We start from the raw sequence: 20,880 nt of genomic DNA, 5'->3' as shown, positions 1-20,880 counted from the left end.
TATGGTTTTTCAGCTGGTGTATAAAATAGATTAAGGGGCCATAGACAATGCTTTGTCTATGGCCCTTTGTGTATATTATTCCGATGAGTCTTTACTATAAATTGGAGTAGTATAGGAAAAACCACGAAGCAGAGGGCTAGTGTCGAATGACGCTATCTCTCTGCTTTTTTTAATTTCAGGAAAAGAGGAATAAAAATGAGTTTACTTAAAGTTGAAAGTTTATCACATAGTTTTATAGATAAAGTATTATATGAAAATGCTTCTTTTGATTTGCATAAAGGGGAGCATATGGGAATTGTTGGACAGAATGGTGCAGGAAAAAGCACATTAATGAAAATATTGGTGGGGGAAATTATTCCTGATAAGGGAGACATAAAGTGGCAACCTAATATTCAAATTGGACATCTTGATCAATACGCAGAAATTGATGAGGGTTACACCATTTCACAATATTTAAAGAGAGCCTTTTATGATTTGTATGAAATGGAAAAGAGAATGAACAAGTTATATGAAGAAAGTGCGATGACTGGAGATGAAAATCAACTATTGAAAGCGGCAGAAATTCAAGGACTGCTCGAGGCTCGTGATTTTTATTCAGTAGATAGTATTACGAATAAGGTGGCAGCCGGTTTAGGTATTGATGTGATTGGGATAAATCGTGTGATTGGTGAATTAAGCGGAGGGCAGCGTGCAAAGGTAATTTTAGCGAAGCTCTTATTAGAAGAGCCTAATATTTTATTGCTAGATGAACCGACGAATTTTCTCGATAAGGAGCATGTGGAGTGGCTTGCTAATTATTTAATGAATTTTGAAGGAGCGTTTATTGTCGTATCACATGATTTTGATTTTCTGGAAAAGGTAACTTCTTGCATATGTGATGTAGAGTTCGGAACAGTTAAGAAGTATTACGGCAAATACTCAGATTTTGTAAGACAAAAGGAGCATTTGCGAAAAGATTATATTCGCCAATATTATGCACAGCAAAAGAAAATTGAAAAAACGGAAGAGTATATTCGTAGAAATATTGCTGGGGTGAATTCAAAAATAGCGCAAGGTCGTAGAAAACAATTACAGAGTATGGAAAGAATTGCGCCACCAAGTTTTACTCATAAACCGTCTATTCATTTTCAGGAACTTCCCATTTCAGTTCAGACAGTTCTTGAAGTAAATAATCTTGAAGTTGGTTACGACTTCGCTCTCTTACCAAAGTTGAATTTTTCAGTAATGGGTGGGCAAAAACTTGTCATTACAGGTTTCAATGGAGTAGGGAAATCTACTTTATTAAAAACAATCGTTGGAAATATTGCTAGTATTTCTGGAGAGTTTCACTTTTCAGAGCAAATAAAGATTGGATATTATGAGCAAGATTTAAATTGGAGCAATGATTCTTTAACGCCGCTTCAAATTATTTCAGAACAGTTTTCTAAACTGAATATGAAGGAAATACGCCATCATTTAGCTGCGTGTGGAGTGAAGGATACGCACGTTTCGCAAGAAATTCGTACGTTAAGTGGTGGTGAACAATCGAAGGTGAAACTGTGTGGATTATTACTATCACCTTGTAACTTCTTAATTTTAGATGAGCCGACAAATCATTTGGATGCAGAAGCGAAGGAAGCTTTGCAAAAGGCGTTCATTAAGTTTAAGGGCAGCATTATACTCGTATCTCACGAAGCAAGTTTTTATCTTGATTGGGCAGATAGCATCTTTCATATAGAGACGGGATTAGTTAAGGGGGTGTGAAACATATGAGTGAAAACAATTGGAAAACGAAAATTATATTATTTTTGACCGCTCAAACTATTTCGTTGTTCGGTTCCTCTCTCGTGCAATACGCGATTATATGGTATATCACCCTTACAACATCATCAGGAGTGATGTTGACTATTTCAACTGTTTGCGGTTTTCTACCACAAATTGCGATATCTTTGTTTGCAGGTGTTTGGATTGATCGTTATGACCGTAAAAAGATGATTATATTATCGGATGGAATTATAGCGATTGCGACGTTAGTCTTAGCAATTTTATTTTTAACAGGATATAAAAGTATTTGGTTACTTTTTATTGTGTTACTCATTCGTTCAGCTGGAACAGGAGTACAAACGCCAGCTGTGAATGCATTAATTCCGCAAATCGTTCCGAAAGAGTATCTTATGAAAGTAAATGGAATAAATAGCAGTATTACATCTTTAATTATGTTTCTTTCTCCAGCAGCAAGTGCTGCGATTCTTTCTATTGCCAGCATTGAAACAACATTTTTTATTGATGTTATTACAGCTATGATTGGAATTAGTATTATGTTTGTCATTCATGTGGAAGGACATGTGAATGTAGAAAGTAAGCAAAAATCTAATCTACAAGGAATTAAAGAAGGGTTCACTTATTTAAAAGAAAATGTATTTATTAAAAGGCTAATCGTTTTATTGATTATCGTCATGATTTTAATAAGTCCAGCTGCTTTTTTAACACCTTTAATGGTAACTCGTTCTTTCGGGGCCGAAATGTGGAGACTTACTGCTAGTGAGATGACCTTTAGTGCGGGAGCGGCAGCTGGTGGCATATTGATTGCAGCGTGGGGTGGTTTCCGTAATCGTATGCATACAACAGCGCTAGCTTGTGCGTTGTATGGACTGCTTATGATTGGACTCGGAATAGCACCGATATTTATTATGTATTTAGTCTTTAATTTTTTAATTGGTATAACAATGCCGTGCTTCAATACACCAGTTACTGTGTTATTGCAGGAGAAAGTAGAACCATCAATGCACGGACGGATGTTTAGCCTTGTACAAATTGCGAATTCATGCGCGCTTCCTTTAGGAATGATAATATTTGGTCCGTTGTCGGATATGTTTAGTGTAGAGATTTTGTTAATTTATGCTGGGATATTCGTGCTATTTTGCGCAATGTATATTGTATTAAGTAAGAGGTTTGAAGTGTAAATATTTATAATTTAGAAGGTTTGCGAAGTGATTTAAGATGCTTTGCAAACCTTTTTGTTGTTTGTTTAGTCAATAATTATTTATTGTTTAGCAATAAATAATTATTGACTGTTAATTCTTTTTTGGATAATATGATGGTAAGAATCTAAGGGGAATTACATAAGTAGAGGAGAATGTGAAATGAAAAATAAATACGTAGTAGCTATTTCTTTCATGATTTTAGCGATTATTTCTTTAACGATACATGCTTCAAACAGTAAAGTAGGAGCGGATGGATTTCTTGAAGAACCTTTCTTTTTCCTAGTACCGATAAGTTATATATTGTTCCTTAGTGGTATTGGTATATTGCTATTTGGATTTATTACTTCAAAGCTGAAAAAGGGCAATAGATAGGGACAAAACACTCACTATGAAATAGAAACATACCATATGGAAGAAAAAGAATAAGTGAGATGAATCATGATGAACCATCATTTTTATAATGGTAGACAAGTAGGGGCAGCTATTACGCTGGCTGGGGCACAAGGGACAATTCATGCTGTGAATCAAACTATTCAAATGCAGCAACAAGCATATTTTGCACAAATGATGCAAAGTCAGTATATGCCCTATTCACAACTTCCGATGCAAATTGTACATTACGATGTACATCCAGCTGGTTTATTTTCCATTCCATATGGCGGGACATATTTCTTATGAAAGAAAGCGACTCAATAGAGTCGCTTTTTTTATATTCCGCCTAGCTTCATTCCAAGGAAGGCGAAGAGGATACCAATTATGTAAGTAGCACTTAAATATAAAAGGAAGATGTATAGCTTTTTACGATTGAGAAGCTGAACAGATTCTAATTTAAGCGTAGAAAATGTAGTGAATGCGCCCATAAATCCAGTACCTAATAATAGTTGCCAGCCTGTAGTAACTCCGTTGCCGATTATATATCCAAGTAAAAATGCCCCTGTTATATTAATAAGGAATGTAGCAATTGGAAATTGTGTTTTATTTCTTTTCTTAAACCAATTGCTAATTGCAAATCGTGTAATCGCACCGAAAAATCCTCCTGTTGCGACTAATAAAGCTTCTATCATGAGTAATCACCTTCCGTAAGAGATTTCTTAATTAAGAAATCTCCAAGTGTATAGCCAAGGCCAGACATAATGAGGCCACCAAGTATGCTACATGATACATATAAGAAGGCTATGCTCCACTCAGAATGATTGATTAATTGCACAGTTTCTACACTAAATGTTGAAAAAGTCGTAAAGGAACCGATGAATCCAGTTCCGATGCCTGTGATAACCTCTGAAGGTAAGATGTTTAGCCGAGCGATATAAGTAGTTAGCCACGCTAAGAAAAAGCAACCGATTAAGTTAATGAGTAATGTTGCCAATGGAAATGAATGATGCCAAAATGTGTTGATATTAAGACCTAAATAATAACGAGAAAGAGCTCCTAATATACCAGCAATGCCGACGATAATATAAATCAATTTTCTCACCTCTTTAAATAGCTTGCTCAAAAAAATAGACTCCTACCAGTATCCATACTGGTAGGAGTCATTAGCTAAGCAGCGTTTATGGCGAACTCCATCGCCTATGATTATTACATATAGTGTACTAAATATACCGTTTAATTTCCAGTGAGGAGGAGGGTGTAACTTTTCTTTTTTTGATGTCTGAAGGCTTTTTAAGTAATTAAAATGGGATCGATTACTTATCAACTAAATATAGTGATATACGGTTTTAATTATGATAAAATGTTTCTTATGTGTGTCGTTTTGTTTTATTTGACTGAAAATAAAGAAAAATAAATTTGCGTGAAAAGGAGTCATTTATTTGAAGAAATTTTTAAAAATCGTATTTACATGTGTTTTAGTAGTAGCGGGCATTGTAGGAGGATTTCTAGCTTATATGACACTTACTAAAGAACAGCCTGCTGATGTTATAAGCTTGAAGGTGGAGAATAATAAGGAGCGCGTATTAGCGACTGGGAATGAATTTAAAGTTACAACATTTAATATTGGATATGCTGGGTTAGATAAGGATCAAGATTTCTTTATGGATGGTGGAAAGGGATCTGGTTCAAGTAGTAAAGAGCAAACGGAAACTAATTTAAAGAATATGCTTTCGTTTTTACAAAATGAGAATAGTGATTTTGCGCTATTACAAGAAGTTGATATAAAGTCACTTCGTTCATTTGATGTAAATGGACATGAATTTTTGAAAAAAGGATTACCTGATTATGTTTCGTCATTTGGCAAGAACTACGATACGAAATGGGTTCCAGTGCCAATAACAAATCCAATGGGATATGCGGAGGCTGGATTAAGTACGTTTTCTAAATACACTGTTCAAGAAGCGAAGAGGTTCCAGCTGCCTGGAATGGAGCCTTGGCCAAAGCGTTTGTTTGATTTAGATCGAGCAATTGTGGAATATAAAATTCCTGTTAATAATGGAAAACATGTTAGACTCGTAAATTTACATTTGTCTGCTTATGATGAAGGCGGGAAAATTAGAAAACAGCAAGTAGAGTATTTAAAAGAATATATGAACAAGCATTATGAAAATGGTGATTACGTAATAATGGGTGGAGATTGGAATCAATTGGTTTCGAACGCTCAATTAAGTGATCCGAAGTTCGTGAAAGAGCGTCCTGAGTGGTTAGTAGAGTTACCGAAGGACTTTACAGACGGTGGCTTTAAGTGGGCTGTAGATCCGTCTGTTATGACTGTAAGAGATGATGTAAAGAAATATGTAGAAGGTGAAAATTTCGTCACTATTATTGATGGCTTTATCGTTTCACCGAATGTAGAGATTGTAAATGTACAAGGGAAAGATTTAAAGTTTGAAAATAGCGATCATAACCCAGTAAGTGCGGTATTTAAACTGAAGTAATTGATATGTATAAGTAGAAGGTGGGGCTTCATATGGAGTGGTTAAAGAGGACTTGTTTTTCTAACCTTGAGAAAGAATCACAGAAAAATCATTTATTACTGTTTATAACGATTTGTAGTTTCTTCCTTGGGATAATCGCGATTGGGTATTATGGATATATTTTTACAGAGAGAGCAATAGCATTTTGGATTTGTGGTATTTCTGTCGTTGCATTTGGAACGCTTTTTACTTTTATAAAAAGTATGGAATCAGTGTATAAATATATCATGACATTTATGTTGCTTACAATGTCTTACATTATGGTACAAGCTTTTAATGAAAGCCCGGCTGTATTTCAAATGGTCTATTTTACATTAGCTGTTTCACTTATTTACTTAAGTGAGCGCCTCATTTTAATTCTTGGCGGGATAGCTGTTGTGATCACATTTATCCTTTGTAGCTATTGGCCGGAGCAATTTTTTGCTTATACAGCCTCGTCTGAAGCTGCTAATTTCGCAAGTTTGTTAGCGATTGTAACAATCGCTATGTGGGGCGTCACGAAAATCGGTTCTAATCTGCTCCTTCGTTTAAGTGATGAGAAGCAAGAAGTAATGAGAAAAGCTCAGGAGTTAGAAGAGACGCAAAGACTTATTGAAGAAACAGTTGTGAAACTAGATAGTAATTTCAATCATTTAAGACAAAATATGAACACGTCGATGGAATCGATGAGTGAAATTAATTTTGCCTTTGAAGAGGTGGCAGTTGGTACACAATCACAATCAGAGATGATGTATCGTTCGGTAGAAGTATTGAATGATATGGAGGGAAATATTGAAAAAATCATCTCTCAAGTAAGAACTGCATCGGCTCATGTGGATGAAAGCTTAGAAATTTCAAAAGGTAGTGTACATACTCTAAGAAATTTTGAAACTAACATGAGAAGTTTAAATGATGTTGTTTCACAGTCTGGAATTATATTTAGAGATTTAATGATGCAATCGAAACAAATTAATGAAATTGTAGATGTAATAACGAATATTTCAAGTCAGACGAGTTTGCTAGCTTTAAATGCAAATATTGAAGCTGCGAGGGCAGGCGAGCATGGAAAAGGTTTTGCTATTGTAGCGAGTGAAGTGTTAAAGCTTGCTGAAGAATCAAATCGTTCTGCGGGAAGAATTCAAGGGATTTTGAAGGAGTTTAGTAATCAAGCAAGTAAGGTAGAAGTGCAAGTAGAGAAGTCAGAAAGAGTACAAGAAGAATGTAACGAGATGTTAGCAAGCGTTTTAACAAATGTAACTGATTTAGGGAAGTTTATTGATGCGATTAATGAAGTAATGCGAGAGGTTGTTGTTCAACAAGAAAGTTTCCAAGTTAAAACGACGAATATCGTAAAGGATGTTACGCATGCTTCTAACGTAATTCAGCAAACTTCTACAGCTACAGAAGAAGTGCTAGCGAGTGTGGAAGAAGAAAAACATCGAAATGATACGTCAGTGAAGACGTTACAAACTGTTAGCGAGCAAGTGAAGTTGTTAGAAGATATTTTAGAAAAGTAATATTGCTTAGAAAGAGCACGAGTGATGTGCTCTTTTTTCATTGAAACGAATACTTGATAGGAATTTAATTGCTTTTCTGCGCGTTTTCTGCCAAGCTTAAGGAGATAAAGTGAGACTAGTACATACTGATTATTAGCCCTCACCAATCAAGCTATCCGCAAATAGCGGAATAAAATACTTCAAAGAAAGAATTATATAGGTGACGCATATGATCGAAGTTAAGACTTCTGAACTTAGTGATGGAGAATTTAATAGAGGTGTATTTGCAACTCGTGATATTAAAAAGGGTGAGTTGATACACGCAGCACCAGTTATCTCTTATCCGAATGAACAGCATGAACATATTGAGAAAACGTTACTTGCTGATTACGCATTTGAGTATGGAATCAATCATACGGCAATCCTTTTAGGATATGGTATGTTATTTAATCATTCATATACACCGAATGCAACGTATGACATCGTTTTTGAGAATCATACATTTAACTTCTATGCTTATAAAGATATAAAAGCAGGAGAAGAAATTTTAATCAATTATAATGGTGAAGTTGATAACGATGAGCTGTTATGGTTTGATAAAGAAAAAGAAGAGAACGAAAAGTAATATAAAGAGTATAGAAAGAGCACATTCTGTGGGATGTGCTCTTTTTTATTGATGTAAATAAAGTAAAAAGTACAAAAAAATACCACTTTCTTTTTATATGGTATAGTAAGATACTGAGGGATAGTGTTTTGAAAAAGTCACATATTTTACAAATTGTTGTCTTTCTGATGACATGTCAAGTTTAGTAGTCCATTTGGGTTGCTTTATTATGCAATATATATTTTAATATGATTGGCACCTCTTATAAATTAAGAGGTTTATAGGTGTCTCGAATTGATTTTGGGTACACTGTATCCACCACTTTAGGTTCTTTCATGTACGTGGGGATATTATGGGCCCGTATAACGGGATAAAATGAATATAGAAATAGAGGAATCGTAAAATGAATATGCAAGAGGTTTATAAATATTTAAGTACGGTATTGCCTGAAGGACATGTTAAACAAGATGAAATGTTAAAGAATCATACGCATATTAAAGTTGGCGGAAAAGCAGATGTTTTTGTTGCGCCTACAAATTATGATGAAATTCAAGAAGTTATTAAATATGCGAACGAATATAATATTCCAGTTACGTTTTTAGGAAATGGATCGAATGTCATTATTAAAGATGGTGGAATTCGCGGGATTACAGTAAGTTTAATTCATATTACAGGTGTTACTGTAACAGGAACGACGATTGTAGCACAGTGTGGTGCAGCAATTATTGACGTATCACGTATTGCCTTAGACCATAACTTAACGGGTCTTGAGTTTGCTTGTGGTATTCCAGGTTCAGTTGGCGGAGCATTATATATGAATGCTGGTGCATACGGCGGTGAAATTTCGTTTGTATTAACAGAAGCTGTCGTAATGACAGGTGATGGAGAGCTACGTACTTTGACGAAAGAAGCATTTGAATTTGGATATCGTAAGAGTGTATTTGCGAACAACCATTACATTATTCTTGAAGCGAGATTTGAACTTGAAGAAGGTGTACATGAAGAAATTAAAGCCAAAATGGATGATTTAACGTTTAAACGTGAGTCAAAACAGCCTCTAGAATATCCTTCATGTGGTAGCGTATTTAAGCGTCCACCAAATAACTTTGCTGGTAAGTTAATTCAAGACTCAGGACTACAAGGTAAGCGAATTGGTGGAGTAGAAGTTTCTTTAAAACACGCTGGATTTATGGTGAATGTTGATAACGGAACAGCACAAGATTACATCGATTTAATTCACTTTGTACAAAAGACAGTTGAAGAGAAATTTGGCGTGAAGTTGGAGCGAGAAGTAAGGATTATTGGAGAAGATAAAGAATAACGAAATACGTATGAAGATATGAATTATTTTAAAATAACATTTGGGTATTGTTGACAATTTGTTTTCAATTCAATATAATGGCTAATAATTTAACAAATAACATACGTTGAAAGAGCCCAGTAGCAGTTTGTCACTGTTAACGAGAGAGCTAGGGGTTGCTGGAACCTAGCACAAACAAACTTGCGAATTACACTCTGGAGTATCTTAGGTAATGCTAAGCGGACTAGCAATCGATATTATTGCTAAGAGTGGTATGAGTAGCTATGCTATTTATGCAAACTGGGTGGTAACACGGTGAATAATCGTCCCTATGTCTATCGTAGACATAGGGGCTTTTTTGTTTTTAAAAAATAAAGGGGATGACAAAAGATGAATATTATTGATGAATTAGAATGGCGCGGCGCCGTTAATCAGCAGACTGACGAAGAAGGCTTACGTAAGCTAGTAGAAGAGAAAAAGATTTCACTATACTGCGGAGTTGATCCAACTGGTGATAGTATGCATATCGGACATTTGATTCCGTTTATGATGATGAAGAGATTCCAATTAGCTGGCCATCATCCTGTTATTTTAATTGGCGGGGCAACAGGAACAATTGGTGATCCGAGTGGACGACAATCAGAGCGTCAGCTTCAAACGTTAGAAGTGGTTCAGCATAATGTAGATGCGTTAACAGCACAAATGAAAAAGCTATTTGATTTTGGTGGAAATAGCGAAGTGAAGATGGTAAATAACTATGATTGGACACATGAAATAAATATTATTGAGTTTTTACGTGATTACGGGAAAAACTTTAGCATCAATAGCATGTTAGCGAAGGATATTGTAGCAAGCCGTTTAGATACAGGTATTTCTTTCACAGAATTCACGTACCAAATTTTGCAAGCGATGGACTTCCATCATTTATACACGAAAGAGGATGTTCAACTTCAAATTGGTGGTAGTGACCAATGGGGAAATATTACGAGTGGTTTAGATTTAATTCGTAAGTTAGAAGGTCATGAGGCGAAAGTATTCGGATTAACGATTCCGTTATTATTAAAATCGGACGGTACGAAGTTTGGTAAATCAGCGGGTGGTGCGGTTTGGCTTGATCCTGAAAAAACGACACCGTTTGAATTTTACCAGTTCTGGGTAAATACAGATGACCGTGACGTAATTAAATACTTGAAATACTTTACGTTCTTAACGAAAGAGCGTATTGATGAATTAGCAACGAAGGTAGAAACAGAGCCTCATAAACGTGAAGCGCAAAAAGTGTTAGCGGAAGAAATGACGAAATTTGTTCATGGAGAAGAGGCGTTCCTGCAAGCTGAGAAAATTACAGCAGCGTTATTTAGCGGAAATATTAAATCGTTAACAGCTGATGAAATTGAACAAGGCTTTAAAGAAATGCCAACATTCCAGTCTTCAAAAGAGACGAAAAACATCGTAGAGTGGCTAGTCGATTTAGGGATTGAACCATCTAGACGACAAGCACGCGAGGACATTAATAATGGTGCGATTTCTATGAATGGTGAGAAAGTAACAGATGTGGGTACAGATGTTACTGTAGAAAATTCATTTGATGGAAGATTTATTATTATTCGTAAAGGGAAGAAGAACTACAGTCTTGTGAAATTAGGATAATAAGTAAGGCTGGAAAATATATCGGCGATTTTTCGAATATATCGACCGTAACTCAAATTATATCGGCGATTTTCGAAATATATCAGCGCAAATCCGAATATATCAGCGATTTTCCCAATATATCGATTTACCGACAATAAGAGCTGTTCCGAACGGGACAGCTTTCATTATAAAAAGTCAGTATATTTAGATAAATTTAAAGGGTATATAATTTTTTTGACGAATAAATAAGTTAGAGAAAATTACGGATAAAAAATAGCCCGAACCATGCAGGGCATGATTCGGGCTTATATTCAGATTAGTAAGCTAAGCTGAATAGACCTTTAATGTGTGATAAGTAACGAACGTTACTTGCTTCTTTCATTAATGATGCTGGTAAGCCTTTAAGTGGAGTATTGCTTGCTCCAATTGTAGCAACCGCATCTTTACGTCCTAGACTAGCAAGTGTTCCAGAGTTTACAGGTGCGAACTCTTCTAATGCTTTGCCTTCTAGTGCTGCGTATAAGTTGTATCCAATTAACTCACCCATTTGCCAAGCGATTTGTGCAGTTGGTGGGTATGGACGTCCGTCTGGAGCGAAGACAACAGCGCTGTCTCCAGCAACGAATACGTCTTTGTGAGAAGTAGATTGTAGGTATGCATCAACTGTTGCACGTCCACGGTTAACTTCAAGACCTGATTCACCGATTAATGGGTTACCTTGTACGCCGCCTGTCCAAACGAATGTGTTAGCAACAAGTTTTTGACCGTCTTTTAAGTCGATTTCATTGCCAGCAACGTTTGTTACAGGAAGACCAGTTAAGAATGTAACACCGCGTGCTTCTAGGCTAGTAGTTGCACGTTCGATTAAGTGGTCTGGTAATACTGGAAGGATTTTTGGACCTGCTTCAACAAGAAGAAGTTTCACTTCTTTTGGATTTACGCCGTGGCTTTTTGCAAGTTTAGGCATAATGTCAGCAAGCTCACCAACTAGCTCAACGCCAGTTAATCCGCCACCACCGATTACGATTGTAGCATCAGCTTCGTTTTTCGTTTTCGCGTATTCACGAATGCGGTCTTCAACGTGTTTGTAGATTTTGTTTGCATCAGCAGCAGATTTTAATACCATGCTGTTTTCTTCTAGTCCTGGAATACCGAAGTAAGCAGTTTTACTTCCTAAAGCAACTACAAGTGCATCGTAAGATAAAGTAGTGCCACCAGCTAGTTTAATTTCTTTGCTATCAACTGAGAATGACTCAACTGTTGCGATTTTAAGATCGATGTCTTTCCCTTTGAAAAGCTTTGTAAGTGGCATTGCAACTGCTTGCTCAGACACGTTACCAGCTGCAAGGCGGTGTAGTTCAGTGATGATTTGGTGTGTTGGGTATTGGTTAATCACTGTAACTTGTGCTTCTGATTTGCTGTAATATTTACGTACGTTTAAAGCGGCAAGAAGACCGCCATAACCAGCGCCTAAGATGACAATTTGTTTTGACATAGTATGATATCCCCCGTCTTTACTAATTGTTGTTATAAGTTAAATTATTTATTGTTACGTTCTGCACTAATTTGAAGATATGCGTTCACAAAGCGGAACATTTTTTGTGCTTGTGGATCTTTTAGTAATTTTAACAGACCGAATAGGCCGATAACTTCGTTGCTTTCTTCAGCACGATCTTTCGCTTCAATTGCAGTTGCAGCCATGCTTTTCACTGTATCTTTTACAGGTTCTACAAGCTCTGTAATTGCACCAACAGTGTCGCTTTTTAATACTTCATCAGTAGCAACAGTTTGAGCGAAGTCATAAGACTTAGTTAAAATGTTAACAAGCTCAGTTAATTTTGGAAGCTGTTCTACTAGTGTTGTTAATGATTCTTGTACCTCAGGTTTTAACAACTGATCAAGTACATCAAGTTGTCCTTGGCTAGCAGAAATTTGTACAGTTTCTTGTTCTGGCTTTGTTTGAGTCATAGTTTCTGGCATCTCCAATTCTCCTTTACGATAGCAATACTCTTATTTTTTATAAGTAAGATAGTAAACGTTTACGAAACTTTATACAAAGTTTCACAAAACACAATAAAATGCCTTTAAATTTATGACAGCAAGTAAGCTGCAAACATAAATCTAAAACCATAACGTCTTACCTATTATTTATGAACTGTCCGATACATGGCTTGTCCGCATAATGGAAAAGCTCCGTTACCGGAAAGTGTATATAATATATATCCTATATTATATACTATATACACCTATGTTAACATAAAAATGATTCCTAATTATTTGATATTGAGTGTATAACGTAGTGCTGACAAGGTATGAAAGCGTATAAAATATTTTGTTCCAGTTAGAAATGTATATACATATAAAGAAAAAAAGGAAAAAATGAACAAATTCATGTTCGTTTTTTCCTTTTTCCTATTATTCACCTTCTACAATTAGCATCGATGTGTTACCGCTTTTTTCAAGATGGCATTCGCCCCAAGTACAAAGAGAATCAAGAATGGACTCTAAAGACCAACCGTATTCTGTAAGTGAATATTCTACTTTTGGTGGTACTTGATTGTATACCTTTCTTTGAATAACCCCATCGTCTTCTAATTCACGTAATTGCTGAGTTAACATTTTTTGTGTAATCCCAGGCATTAAACGTTTTAGTTCACTCGTTCTTTTTGTGCCTTTCGTTAGATGACAAAGGATAACAACCTTCCATTTTCCACCGATAACCTCTAAAGTCGCTTCAACGGGAATATTGTATTTCTTCATATAAAAATCTCCTTTGATGAATGTAGATTTAAGTTCTCCAACAAAAGAAGCTAAACAATTAAATGTTACTAAAAAGTGCCTATAGCACTTTAAAGTACGTACTTTTTATCATGTTGAATATGTTCCATAATAGCATACGTAAGAGAGAAATGAGTAGTACGGCACTAAAAAGTACCTATGTTACTTTTAGGTACCTATCGTACTTTTAAGTGCGTTCTTCAAAAAAAGAGTAAAGCCATTCATAATAGCATATATCAACAGTAAAGTTATTTTTTTAGAAGATAAAAAGGCCTTTTTATCATACTATTATGATTGGATTTCTTGCATTAAGGAGGAGTTCAATTGAATTCATATACAGTATCTTCTTCGGTTATGCAGACGAATCGGAGAAGTATGTTTGCTTTATTAGCACTAGCAATTAGTGCGTTTGGAATTGGTACAACTGAATTTATTAGTGTCGGCTTATTACCATCTATCTCAGAGGATTTACATGTTTCTGTTACAACAGCGGGGTTAACTGTTTCTTTATATGCATTAGGAGTAGCGTTTGGTGCTCCAGTATTAACGTCATTAACAGCTAGTATGTCGCGAAAGACGTTATTAATGTGGATTATGATTATTTTCATTATTGGTAATGGAATTGCGGCGGTAGCAACAAGTTTTACTGTGTTACTTATTGCGAGGGTTGTATCTGCATTTGCGCATGGTGTTTTTATGTCAATTGGATCTACAATTGCGGCTGCGCTTGTACCTGAGAATAAACGTGCAAGTGCAATAGCATTTATGTTTACTGGTTTAACTGTTGCGACTATTACAGGTGTACCAATTGGAACATTTATCGGTCAACAATTTGGCTGGAGGGCCTCGTTTATTGTTATTGTGGCCATTGGAATCGTTGCTTTAATCGCCAATAGTATGCTAATTCCTTCTAATTTAAAAAAAGGTACGTCTGTATCATTTCGCGATCAATTTAAGCTGATTACGAATGGAAGACTGTTACTTGTATTTATTATTACTGCATTAGGATACGGGGGAACGTTCGTAACATTTACGTATTTATCTCCGTTATTACAAGAAGTAACAGGATTTAAAGCAAGTACCGTTACAATTATTTTGTTAGTATACGGAATTGCAATTGCGATTGGGAATATGGTCGGGGGAAAATTATCAAATCATAATCCGATTCGAGCGTTATTTTACATGTTCTTTATTCAAGCGATTGTATTATTTGTTTTAACATTTACAGCGCCATTTAAAGTCGCTGGATTCATCACAATTATTTTCATGGGACTATTCGCATTTATGAATGTTCCAGGGCTACAAGTGTATGTTGTTATATTAGCTGAGAGGTTTGTACCTAGCGCTGTTGATGTAGCATCGGCGATTAACATTGCAGCATTTAACGCAGGAATTGCTCTTGGTGCTTACTTGGGCGGTATTGTAACGAACTCGTTAGGATTAATTCATACGGCTTGGGTAGGTGGAATTATGGTAGTAGGTGCTGTTGTTTTAACTGCGTGGAGTATGACATTAGAAAAAAGAGATCAAGTAAAATAAAAGGAGAGAAAATAAAATGAAAAACTTACAAAGTAAAACAGTATTAAATAATGGTGTAGAAATGCCTTGGTTCGGTTTAGGTGTATTTAAAGTAGAGGATGGACCAGAACTTGTAGAAGCAGTGAAATCGGCAATTAAAGCAGGATACCGCAGCATTGATACAGCTGCAATTTACGGAAATGAAAAAGCTGTAGGTGAAGGGATTCGCGCAGGTATAAAAGAAGCAGGCATTTCTCGTGAAGATTTATTCATTACTTCAAAAGTGTGGAATTCGGATCAAGGATATGAAACGACACTTGCTGCATATGAAGAAAGCTTAAAAAAATTAGAGCTGGATTATTTAGATTTATACCTTGTTCATTGGCCTGTAGAAGGGAAATACAAAGATACGTGGAGAGCGTTAGAAACACTTTATAAAGAAAAACGCGTACGTGCAATTGGGGTAAGTAATTTCCAAATTCATCACTTACAAGATGTAATGAAAGATGCAGAAATTAAACCAATGATTAACCAAGTAGAATACCACCCTCGTTTAACACAAAAAGAATTACAAGCTTTCTGTAAAGAACAAGGTATTCAAATGGAAGCATGGTCACCACTTATGCAAGGTCAATTATTAGATAATGAAACATTACAAGAAATTGCTGAGAAACACGATAAAACAACGGCGCAAGTTATTTTACGTTGGGATCTTCAAAATGGAGTAATCACTATTCCAAAATCAACGAAAGAACACCGCATTATTGCAAATGCCGATATATTTAATTTCGAATTAACGAAAGAAGATATGGAAAAAATCGATGCGTTAAATCAAAATCACCGCGTTGGTCCAGATCCTGATAACTTCGATTTCTAAGATTAAAGTAAGAAAGAAGAGTGCGTAAAAGCACTCTTTTTTTGTGCATAAAAATAGTTTCTAAATAAATACTACTTAGTATTAAGTTTGTGATAAGGGGCTGTAAACATGAATATAAAGCAATCGTTCAAGATTTTAGCTATGTTTTTAAGTGTTTTATTTGTGTTATTCCCGCTTCAAAAAGCATTTGCAGAAGTTATGGACCATACAAAGTATGAAATGAATTGGAGTTATAGTAAGTCAAAGAAGAAACCAATTCGAACAGAGCTTATTAAAACCGCAGATGGCAAAATTGCTTTTTGCTTAAATGTAGATTTGAAATCTCCAAGCGGTCAAGATTTACCGGAAATGGGGAAAGTGGATATTAACGTATACCGTGTACTATTGAATGGATATCCACAAAAGAGTCCACAAGAATTAGGTGTTTCTGATTGGAGAGAAGCACATTACGCAACGCAGCTTGCAGTGTGGAATGCGTTAAAACAAATCGATATTAATGATTTAGATTTCCGAAATAAAAATGTAGAGAAAGTAACGAAAGACATCGTTGCAAAAGCAAGCGCTAGTGAAGAGTTACAAGAAATTACGATGAGTGTAACTCCTACAGAAGAACAAGAAGCAGTATTAAAAAATGATTTCTTTGAAACAGGTTTATATACAGTAGAAACAAATGCAAAAAGCGGAACGTATAAAGTGCAAGCAACAGGTGCACCAGCGGGCGTGAAATTTGCAAATGAAAAAGGCGAAACAAAAACAGAATTTAATGTAGGAGAAAAGTTCCGCATTTTAATTCCGAAACAAACACCAGCTGGTGGATTTAGCTTTAAAGTATCAGGAAATTTAACGAAATTACAAGGGATTGCGCATAAAGGTACACCGACTATTCAAAATGCAGTAGTATTACTTGAGCGTAGTGAAGAAAAAACAAGTCCAGAGTTAGCGGTAAGTTGGAAAAAGGCTGAGGCTCCAAATAAACCAAATAAGCCATATACTCCAAATGAACCGCATAAACCGAATCAAAAAAGATAATAAAAAAGCATTGGCGTATGCCAATGCTTTTTGTATGTGAGGATAAAAGTTATATTGAAAAAAATAAAATGGATAGAAATAGTGTTTTTAAAGGTTAAATTATATTTAAAAATAATATAAATATAATGAAATCCTGACGTTACGATTAATAGATTAAATTCACAAAATTGTAATATTATTCTTGGAGGGAGGCTATTAAATGAAGGTAAAAGCGTGTAAAATTCATTTGGAAAAACTACCTATAGATGGTCATATATAAAGAAAATGTAAGTTTTTATTGCTATTTTTATTTTTAGATGTATAGATGACAATACTGAAAAATATCTTTTACTATTCTCTTTTTTATGTAGCAAGAGAACTCATCACAAATAGAGAGAAGTGAGGAGGGCATATTACATAAAAATTTTACAATGTAAGAAAGCGAATGCATGGAGAGAAATGCGGTAGTAATATATACAGGTGCGCGAGGTGTTAGTCCATTCATCAAATGTTTTTATATAAATAATAGGATTACTTATTAGATGAATATATAGGGTAGTTTATCTAAATAAAGGAACAGGGGACACAGATTATGTCGAAGAAAAAGACGAGTAGGGTATTAGTAGCTGGAATATGTATATCTACATTATTATCGCCAGTAGCTTTCGAAGCATCGAACGGGTATGCGGCGCCTTTGGAAGAAAATAAAGGTGGGAAATTAGAAGAGGTAAAAGAGAATAAGTTTGAGCAGAGAGTATTTCAGTTGCCGGGGAAAGGTAGCGTAGAAGAAGAAAATAATCGTTTAAGAGTTACTTGGAAACTTTCCGCTAATGAACCGACTGGAATTTATGCGGAGCCAAATGAAGAGATTACAATTGACATAAAAGGAACGCAGTCTATCCAAGCTTTTATTGGAACGAGATCTTATGATGAAAAGGACCCAGAGGAGTTTGATTTAAAACCAGGGAAAAATGTTATTTCATCTTCAAGAGGCGGTATTTTATATTTTTATAATATGAATAACGAAGGAGAAGTAACAGCTTCCGTTACAAATGGTGGTAGTCACTTTCCTTTATTTATTTTAGGTAAGCATACAAAAAAAGATTGGGATGAAATGTTAAAAAAATATAAGGATCCTTATGCAGTTGAATTAAAAGGTGAGAGAAGCTTAATTACTACTACTTACGATTCTGTGCAGAAATATATGAAGAATACGGATCCAACAGATTTAATGAAATTGCATGATAAGATTATCCGTTTAGAAAACGCAGTGGCAGGATTATCTGAGGACAGTGTTGGGGTTGCAAAATCTCCAACTCATTATGTTCAGTTTGTTGAAAAACGGAAGCCTGCTAAAGGGGACTTTATGTTTGCAAAACATTATCATACAGGATATATTCCAACTGCAATGAATAGAGTTTTAGATATAGAGGTACTTGAGAAGGATGGATGGGGACCGTGGCATGAAGTTGGTCATTTACATCAGCAAGAACCGTGGAAGTGGTCTAAAGTAAGGGAAGTAACAGTAAATATTTACTCATTAGCTGTTCAAAAGGCGTTAGGGAATCAATTAGAAATGGATGAGCACTATAAAAACTCATTTGAGTATTTAGAGAAGCCTAAAGCAGAAAGATTCATTGATGACATTAATCCTCTTACAATGTTTTGGCAATTAAATGTAGTGTATGGAGAACATTTTTATCCTAGGTTACATCAAGTTTATCGTTTGTTACCTCAGAGTGAAATGCCTCATTCTGATGAAGAGAAAAAGCAGCTATTTATTTATATGACATCGCAAGTGGCAGGGCAAAATTTAATTCCTTTCTTTGAGGAATGGGGATTAACACCAAATGATGATATTAGAGAGAAAATAGAAAAATCAAAGTTACCTAAATTAGAAAAGGAAATCTGGAAAGCTACAGATAGTAATGATATTCGTGAGAAGCAAGTTGAACCGTATAAGGTTCCATATGGTGAACCTGCTAATGAAGTACAAAATCTTTTAGTTGGTACAGATTCTGACGAGAATGAAGCAAGTAAACTTGTTCGAAATTTAGGTGAGAATGTAAAAGTAACAGGAAAGATTGTATGGCCTAAACTAGAGAATGGTAAACAGGAAGTGTTAGTAGAAATTGGGGATGAGAAAGGAAATAAAAATTCAATTCCTGTCCAAGTTAACGGATTTTATGATGACAGTATAGTTTTTCAAGGACTTTCAGATGATGTAATGTCGACAGTGACACTTCACCACAATAAGAAGAAATTAAATGTAAACTTTACTAATAATGAAATACATTACCGTTTTGAAAAAGAAGAATATATGGGCTTAACGCTATATGACCGAAATGGGATTGAAAAGAAACGTGTATCTGCAGAAGGACAAGAAACGGGAAAAAGATTTGCGATGGAACTAAATGAATTGGATTTTGAATATGGTGATGTAGTAAAAGTATTCCATGCAGAACCGGATCGTCTGAAGTGGTACCAAAATAATACACTTGTAGATCAAGGGAAGGCTAAAAATAAAAAAGAGAAATTATTCCAAATCACTGAGCAAGGGTTCGAATTAAAAGATAGTTTACAAGAAGTGACGGCGAAACCGCAAAAAGTAGTAGTCGGAATGGATGTAGACAAACTAGATCCGAAAGAATTTGTACAAGTAAAAGATGGAGAAGTGGTTGGTTTTGCAGAAAAACCAAATACATCAAAAATCGGAGAACAAAAAATAAAAGTAGAAACGAAAGATCGATTTGGAAATAAGAAAGTGACAGAAGTTCCTCTAACAGTAACATATGGAGATAGCCTACTTGTATATGGGCTAAGCTATAGAGATGGTGACTTAAAATCAATTGTAACTTTGCATCATGATACGAAAAAACTGAGTGCGACAGATACAAAGAACCTAATTCATGATTACTTTAAAGATGAAAAGTATTTTGAATTCATATTGTACGATAAAGAAGGAAGAGTGAAGAAAAATATAGCAGTAAAAGGTTTAGAGAATACGCAAGAATTTGCTAAGGAAGTAAATGGAATTGCATTTGAGTATGGAGATGTAGTGAAAGTATATCATGCGGAATCTTCTCGTTTACATTGGTATCAAAAAGATGTATATGTGGGCGAAGGAAAAAGTAAAGAGATAAAGGAATTAGTCTTCAAAATAACTGAAAATGGATTTGAAAGATTAGACGGTGAGCAAACAGTAAAAGCAAATCCGCAGCAAGTAGTAATCGGAACAAATAGCGAAACGCTAGACGTGAAGAACTTTGTTGAAGTACAGGGTGGAGAAGTAGTAGGTTTTGTAGGGAAAATAGATATGACAAAAATTGGTCAGCAAACAGTGAAAGTAGAAACGAAAGATCGTTTTGGAAATAAGAAAGTGACGGAAGTTCCTGTAGAAGTGACATATGGGGATAGTCTAGTCTATCAAGGTGTGTCCGATGTTACACGTTCAATTATTACGTTAAACCACGCTGAAAAGAAATTACATGCAACATTTACAAATGATGAGATTCATTATCGCTTTGTAAATGAACAGTATATAGGCCTTACGATTTATGATCAAAATGGAAATGAGAAAAAGCATGTAACCGCAGAAGGACAAGAAACTTCGCAGAATTTTGCAGAACAAGTAAATGGTATGGCGTTCGAGTATGGTGACGTATTGAAAGTGTATCATGCCGAGTTAGATCGTTTAAGTTGGTATAAAAAGAGTGAGTTCGTTGGAAAAGGAGATAAGAAAAAGTTTAAAGAAATTTCCTTTAAGGTTACTCCAAATGGTTTAGAACAAGTGTAACAATAAAAAAATCTCGTAAA

At 35.3% G+C, this 20,880-nt stretch carries 18 protein-coding genes, 1 riboswitch and 1 other annotated feature; of the genes, 13 read left to right on the top strand and 5 right to left on the bottom strand.

Annotation, left to right across the window (positions count from 1 at the left end; translation table 11 throughout):
- The first annotated feature begins 195 nt into the window (after positions 1–195).
- The 4 genes from ACTFR8_RS20875 to ACTFR8_RS20860 all read left to right on the top strand — a co-directional run bounded on the left by ACTFR8_RS20875 (position 196) and on the right by ACTFR8_RS20860 (position 3,641).
- Complete coding sequence (locus tag ACTFR8_RS20875) at positions 196–1,743, top strand: ABC-F family ATP-binding cassette domain-containing protein (protein WP_252209729.1); 1,548 nt, start codon at positions 196–198, stop codon at positions 1,741–1,743.
- 5 nt (positions 1,744–1,748) lie between these two features.
- Entirely contained in the window at positions 1,749–2,942 is a 1,194-nt protein-coding gene (locus tag ACTFR8_RS20870) for an MFS transporter (RefSeq protein WP_114556360.1), read from the top strand.
- Between the two features lie 180 nt (positions 2,943–3,122).
- Positions 3,123–3,335, top strand: coding sequence for a DUF3955 domain-containing protein (locus ACTFR8_RS20865; protein ID WP_000792610.1), 213 nt, complete (start codon positions 3,123–3,125; stop codon positions 3,333–3,335).
- Between the two features lie 66 nt (positions 3,336–3,401).
- Positions 3,402–3,641: a DUF3947 family protein gene (locus ACTFR8_RS20860; protein ID WP_098378935.1), complete on the top strand. Its 240-nt coding sequence runs from the start codon at positions 3,402–3,404 to the stop codon at positions 3,639–3,641.
- Positions 3,642–3,670: 29 nt separating this feature from the next.
- On the opposite strand, the gene crcB (ACTFR8_RS20855) is transcribed toward ACTFR8_RS20860, so the two are convergent.
- Together crcB (ACTFR8_RS20855) and crcB (ACTFR8_RS20850) are read right to left on the bottom strand one after the other, a co-directional pair.
- On the bottom strand, positions 3,671–4,027 hold the full coding sequence (gene crcB / locus ACTFR8_RS20855) for a fluoride efflux transporter CrcB (protein WP_000568585.1): 357 nt from the start codon (positions 4,025–4,027) through the stop codon (positions 3,671–3,673).
- The gene (gene crcB / locus ACTFR8_RS20850) at positions 4,024–4,428 is read right to left on the bottom strand and encodes a fluoride efflux transporter CrcB (RefSeq protein WP_000639312.1); all 405 of its coding nucleotides are present in this window, start codon (positions 4,426–4,428) and stop codon (positions 4,024–4,026) included. The genes crcB (ACTFR8_RS20855) and crcB (ACTFR8_RS20850) overlap by 4 nt, the downstream gene beginning before the upstream one ends.
- Before the next feature lie 54 nt (positions 4,429–4,482).
- Positions 4,483–4,542, bottom strand: a riboswitch (Fluoride riboswitch).
- A 232-nt stretch (positions 4,543–4,774) separates the two neighbouring features.
- On the opposite strand from crcB (ACTFR8_RS20850), the gene ACTFR8_RS20845 reads away from it, so the two are divergent.
- The 5 genes from ACTFR8_RS20845 (at position 4,775) to tyrS (ending at position 10,901) form a co-directional block, all read left to right on the top strand.
- A complete protein-coding gene (locus ACTFR8_RS20845; RefSeq protein ID WP_000714052.1) occupies positions 4,775–5,833 on the top strand; it encodes an endonuclease/exonuclease/phosphatase family protein in 1,059 nt (352 codons plus the stop codon).
- Between the two features lie 32 nt (positions 5,834–5,865).
- Positions 5,866–7,368, top strand: coding sequence for a DUF4077 domain-containing protein (locus ACTFR8_RS20840; protein WP_000455086.1), 1,503 nt, complete (start codon positions 5,866–5,868; stop codon positions 7,366–7,368).
- Positions 7,369–7,576: 208 nt separating this feature from the next.
- Complete coding sequence (locus ACTFR8_RS20835) at positions 7,577–7,972, top strand: SET domain-containing protein (protein WP_000573649.1); 396 nt, start codon at positions 7,577–7,579, stop codon at positions 7,970–7,972.
- A gap of 382 nt (positions 7,973–8,354) precedes the next feature.
- Positions 8,355–9,272 (top strand): UDP-N-acetylmuramate dehydrogenase, encoded by a 918-nt coding sequence (gene murB / locus ACTFR8_RS20830; RefSeq protein WP_001057102.1) that lies wholly within the window; start codon positions 8,355–8,357, stop codon positions 9,270–9,272.
- Between the two features lie 97 nt (positions 9,273–9,369).
- Positions 9,370–9,585 (top strand) — a binding site (T-box leader).
- Positions 9,586–9,641: 56 nt separating this feature from the next.
- Positions 9,642–10,901, top strand: a complete 1,260-nt coding sequence (tyrS, locus tag ACTFR8_RS20825) for a tyrosine--tRNA ligase (RefSeq protein ID WP_001021099.1) — start codon at positions 9,642–9,644, stop codon at positions 10,899–10,901.
- Between the two features lie 298 nt (positions 10,902–11,199).
- Here the strand turns inward: tyrS and ACTFR8_RS20820 are convergent, their stop codons facing one another.
- The 3 genes from ACTFR8_RS20820 to ACTFR8_RS20810 all read right to left on the bottom strand — a co-directional run bounded on the left by ACTFR8_RS20820 (position 11,200) and on the right by ACTFR8_RS20810 (position 13,643).
- Positions 11,200–12,378 carry an NAD(P)/FAD-dependent oxidoreductase gene (locus ACTFR8_RS20820; RefSeq protein ID WP_000043203.1) on the bottom strand — a complete coding sequence of 393 codons (1,179 nt, stop codon included), beginning with the start codon at positions 12,376–12,378 and terminating at the stop codon, positions 11,200–11,202.
- Positions 12,379–12,422: 44 nt separating this feature from the next.
- Complete coding sequence (locus tag ACTFR8_RS20815; RefSeq protein ID WP_001115311.1) at positions 12,423–12,863, bottom strand: DUF1641 domain-containing protein; 441 nt, start codon at positions 12,861–12,863, stop codon at positions 12,423–12,425.
- Positions 12,864–13,298: 435 nt separating this feature from the next.
- Entirely contained in the window at positions 13,299–13,643 is a 345-nt protein-coding gene (locus ACTFR8_RS20810; RefSeq protein WP_000760475.1) for a winged helix-turn-helix transcriptional regulator, read from the bottom strand.
- 372 nt (positions 13,644–14,015) lie between these two features.
- Between ACTFR8_RS20810 and ACTFR8_RS20805 the strand changes: the two genes are divergently transcribed.
- From ACTFR8_RS20805 to ACTFR8_RS20790, 4 genes are all read left to right on the top strand, one after another.
- A complete protein-coding gene (locus ACTFR8_RS20805; protein ID WP_162840098.1) occupies positions 14,016–15,200 on the top strand; it encodes an MFS transporter in 1,185 nt (394 codons plus the stop codon).
- 16 nt (positions 15,201–15,216) lie between these two features.
- Positions 15,217–16,056 carry an aldo/keto reductase gene (locus ACTFR8_RS20800; protein WP_000793549.1) on the top strand — a complete coding sequence of 280 codons (840 nt, stop codon included), beginning with the start codon at positions 15,217–15,219 and terminating at the stop codon, positions 16,054–16,056.
- Between the two features lie 108 nt (positions 16,057–16,164).
- Positions 16,165–17,085, top strand: coding sequence for a thioester domain-containing protein (locus tag ACTFR8_RS20795; protein ID WP_001022514.1), 921 nt, complete (start codon positions 16,165–16,167; stop codon positions 17,083–17,085).
- A gap of 571 nt (positions 17,086–17,656) precedes the next feature.
- Positions 17,657–20,860, top strand: a complete 3,204-nt coding sequence (locus ACTFR8_RS20790) for a putative mucin/carbohydrate-binding domain-containing protein (RefSeq protein ID WP_252209728.1) — start codon at positions 17,657–17,659, stop codon at positions 20,858–20,860.
- The last annotated feature ends 20 nt before the right edge of the window (positions 20,861–20,880 follow it).

The organism is Bacillus cereus group sp. MYBK15-3, from assembly GCF_051916765.1.
In the GTDB taxonomy this organism is placed as follows: domain Bacteria; phylum Bacillota; class Bacilli; order Bacillales; family Bacillaceae_G; genus Bacillus_A; species Bacillus_A cereus.
This window is presented reverse-complemented; position numbering and strand designations above follow the sequence as displayed.

Coding starts and splice junctions, on each gene's coding strand:
- ACTFR8_RS20875 (WP_252209729.1), top strand. CDS start 196: ATGAGTTTACTTAAAGTTGAAAGTTTATCACATAGTTTTATAGATAAA.
- ACTFR8_RS20870 (WP_114556360.1), top strand. CDS start 1,749: ATGAGTGAAAACAATTGGAAAACGAAAATTATATTATTTTTGACCGCT.
- ACTFR8_RS20865 (WP_000792610.1), top strand. CDS start 3,123: ATGAAAAATAAATACGTAGTAGCTATTTCTTTCATGATTTTAGCGATT.
- ACTFR8_RS20860 (WP_098378935.1), top strand. CDS start 3,402: ATGATGAACCATCATTTTTATAATGGTAGACAAGTAGGGGCAGCTATT.
- crcB (WP_000568585.1), bottom strand. CDS start 4,027: ATGATAGAAGCTTTATTAGTCGCAACAGGAGGATTTTTCGGTGCGATT.
- ACTFR8_RS20840 (WP_000455086.1), top strand. CDS start 5,866: ATGGAGTGGTTAAAGAGGACTTGTTTTTCTAACCTTGAGAAAGAATCA.
- ACTFR8_RS20835 (WP_000573649.1), top strand. CDS start 7,577: ATGATCGAAGTTAAGACTTCTGAACTTAGTGATGGAGAATTTAATAGA.
- murB (WP_001057102.1), top strand. CDS start 8,355: ATGAATATGCAAGAGGTTTATAAATATTTAAGTACGGTATTGCCTGAA.
- tyrS (WP_001021099.1), top strand. CDS start 9,642: ATGAATATTATTGATGAATTAGAATGGCGCGGCGCCGTTAATCAGCAG.
- ACTFR8_RS20820 (WP_000043203.1), bottom strand. CDS start 12,378: ATGTCAAAACAAATTGTCATCTTAGGCGCTGGTTATGGCGGTCTTCTT.
- ACTFR8_RS20815 (WP_001115311.1), bottom strand. CDS start 12,863: ATGCCAGAAACTATGACTCAAACAAAGCCAGAACAAGAAACTGTACAA.
- ACTFR8_RS20810 (WP_000760475.1), bottom strand. CDS start 13,643: ATGAAGAAATACAATATTCCCGTTGAAGCGACTTTAGAGGTTATCGGT.
- ACTFR8_RS20805 (WP_162840098.1), top strand. CDS start 14,016: ATGCAGACGAATCGGAGAAGTATGTTTGCTTTATTAGCACTAGCAATT.
- ACTFR8_RS20800 (WP_000793549.1), top strand. CDS start 15,217: ATGAAAAACTTACAAAGTAAAACAGTATTAAATAATGGTGTAGAAATG.
- ACTFR8_RS20795 (WP_001022514.1), top strand. CDS start 16,165: ATGAATATAAAGCAATCGTTCAAGATTTTAGCTATGTTTTTAAGTGTT.
- ACTFR8_RS20790 (WP_252209728.1), top strand. CDS start 17,657: ATGTCGAAGAAAAAGACGAGTAGGGTATTAGTAGCTGGAATATGTATA.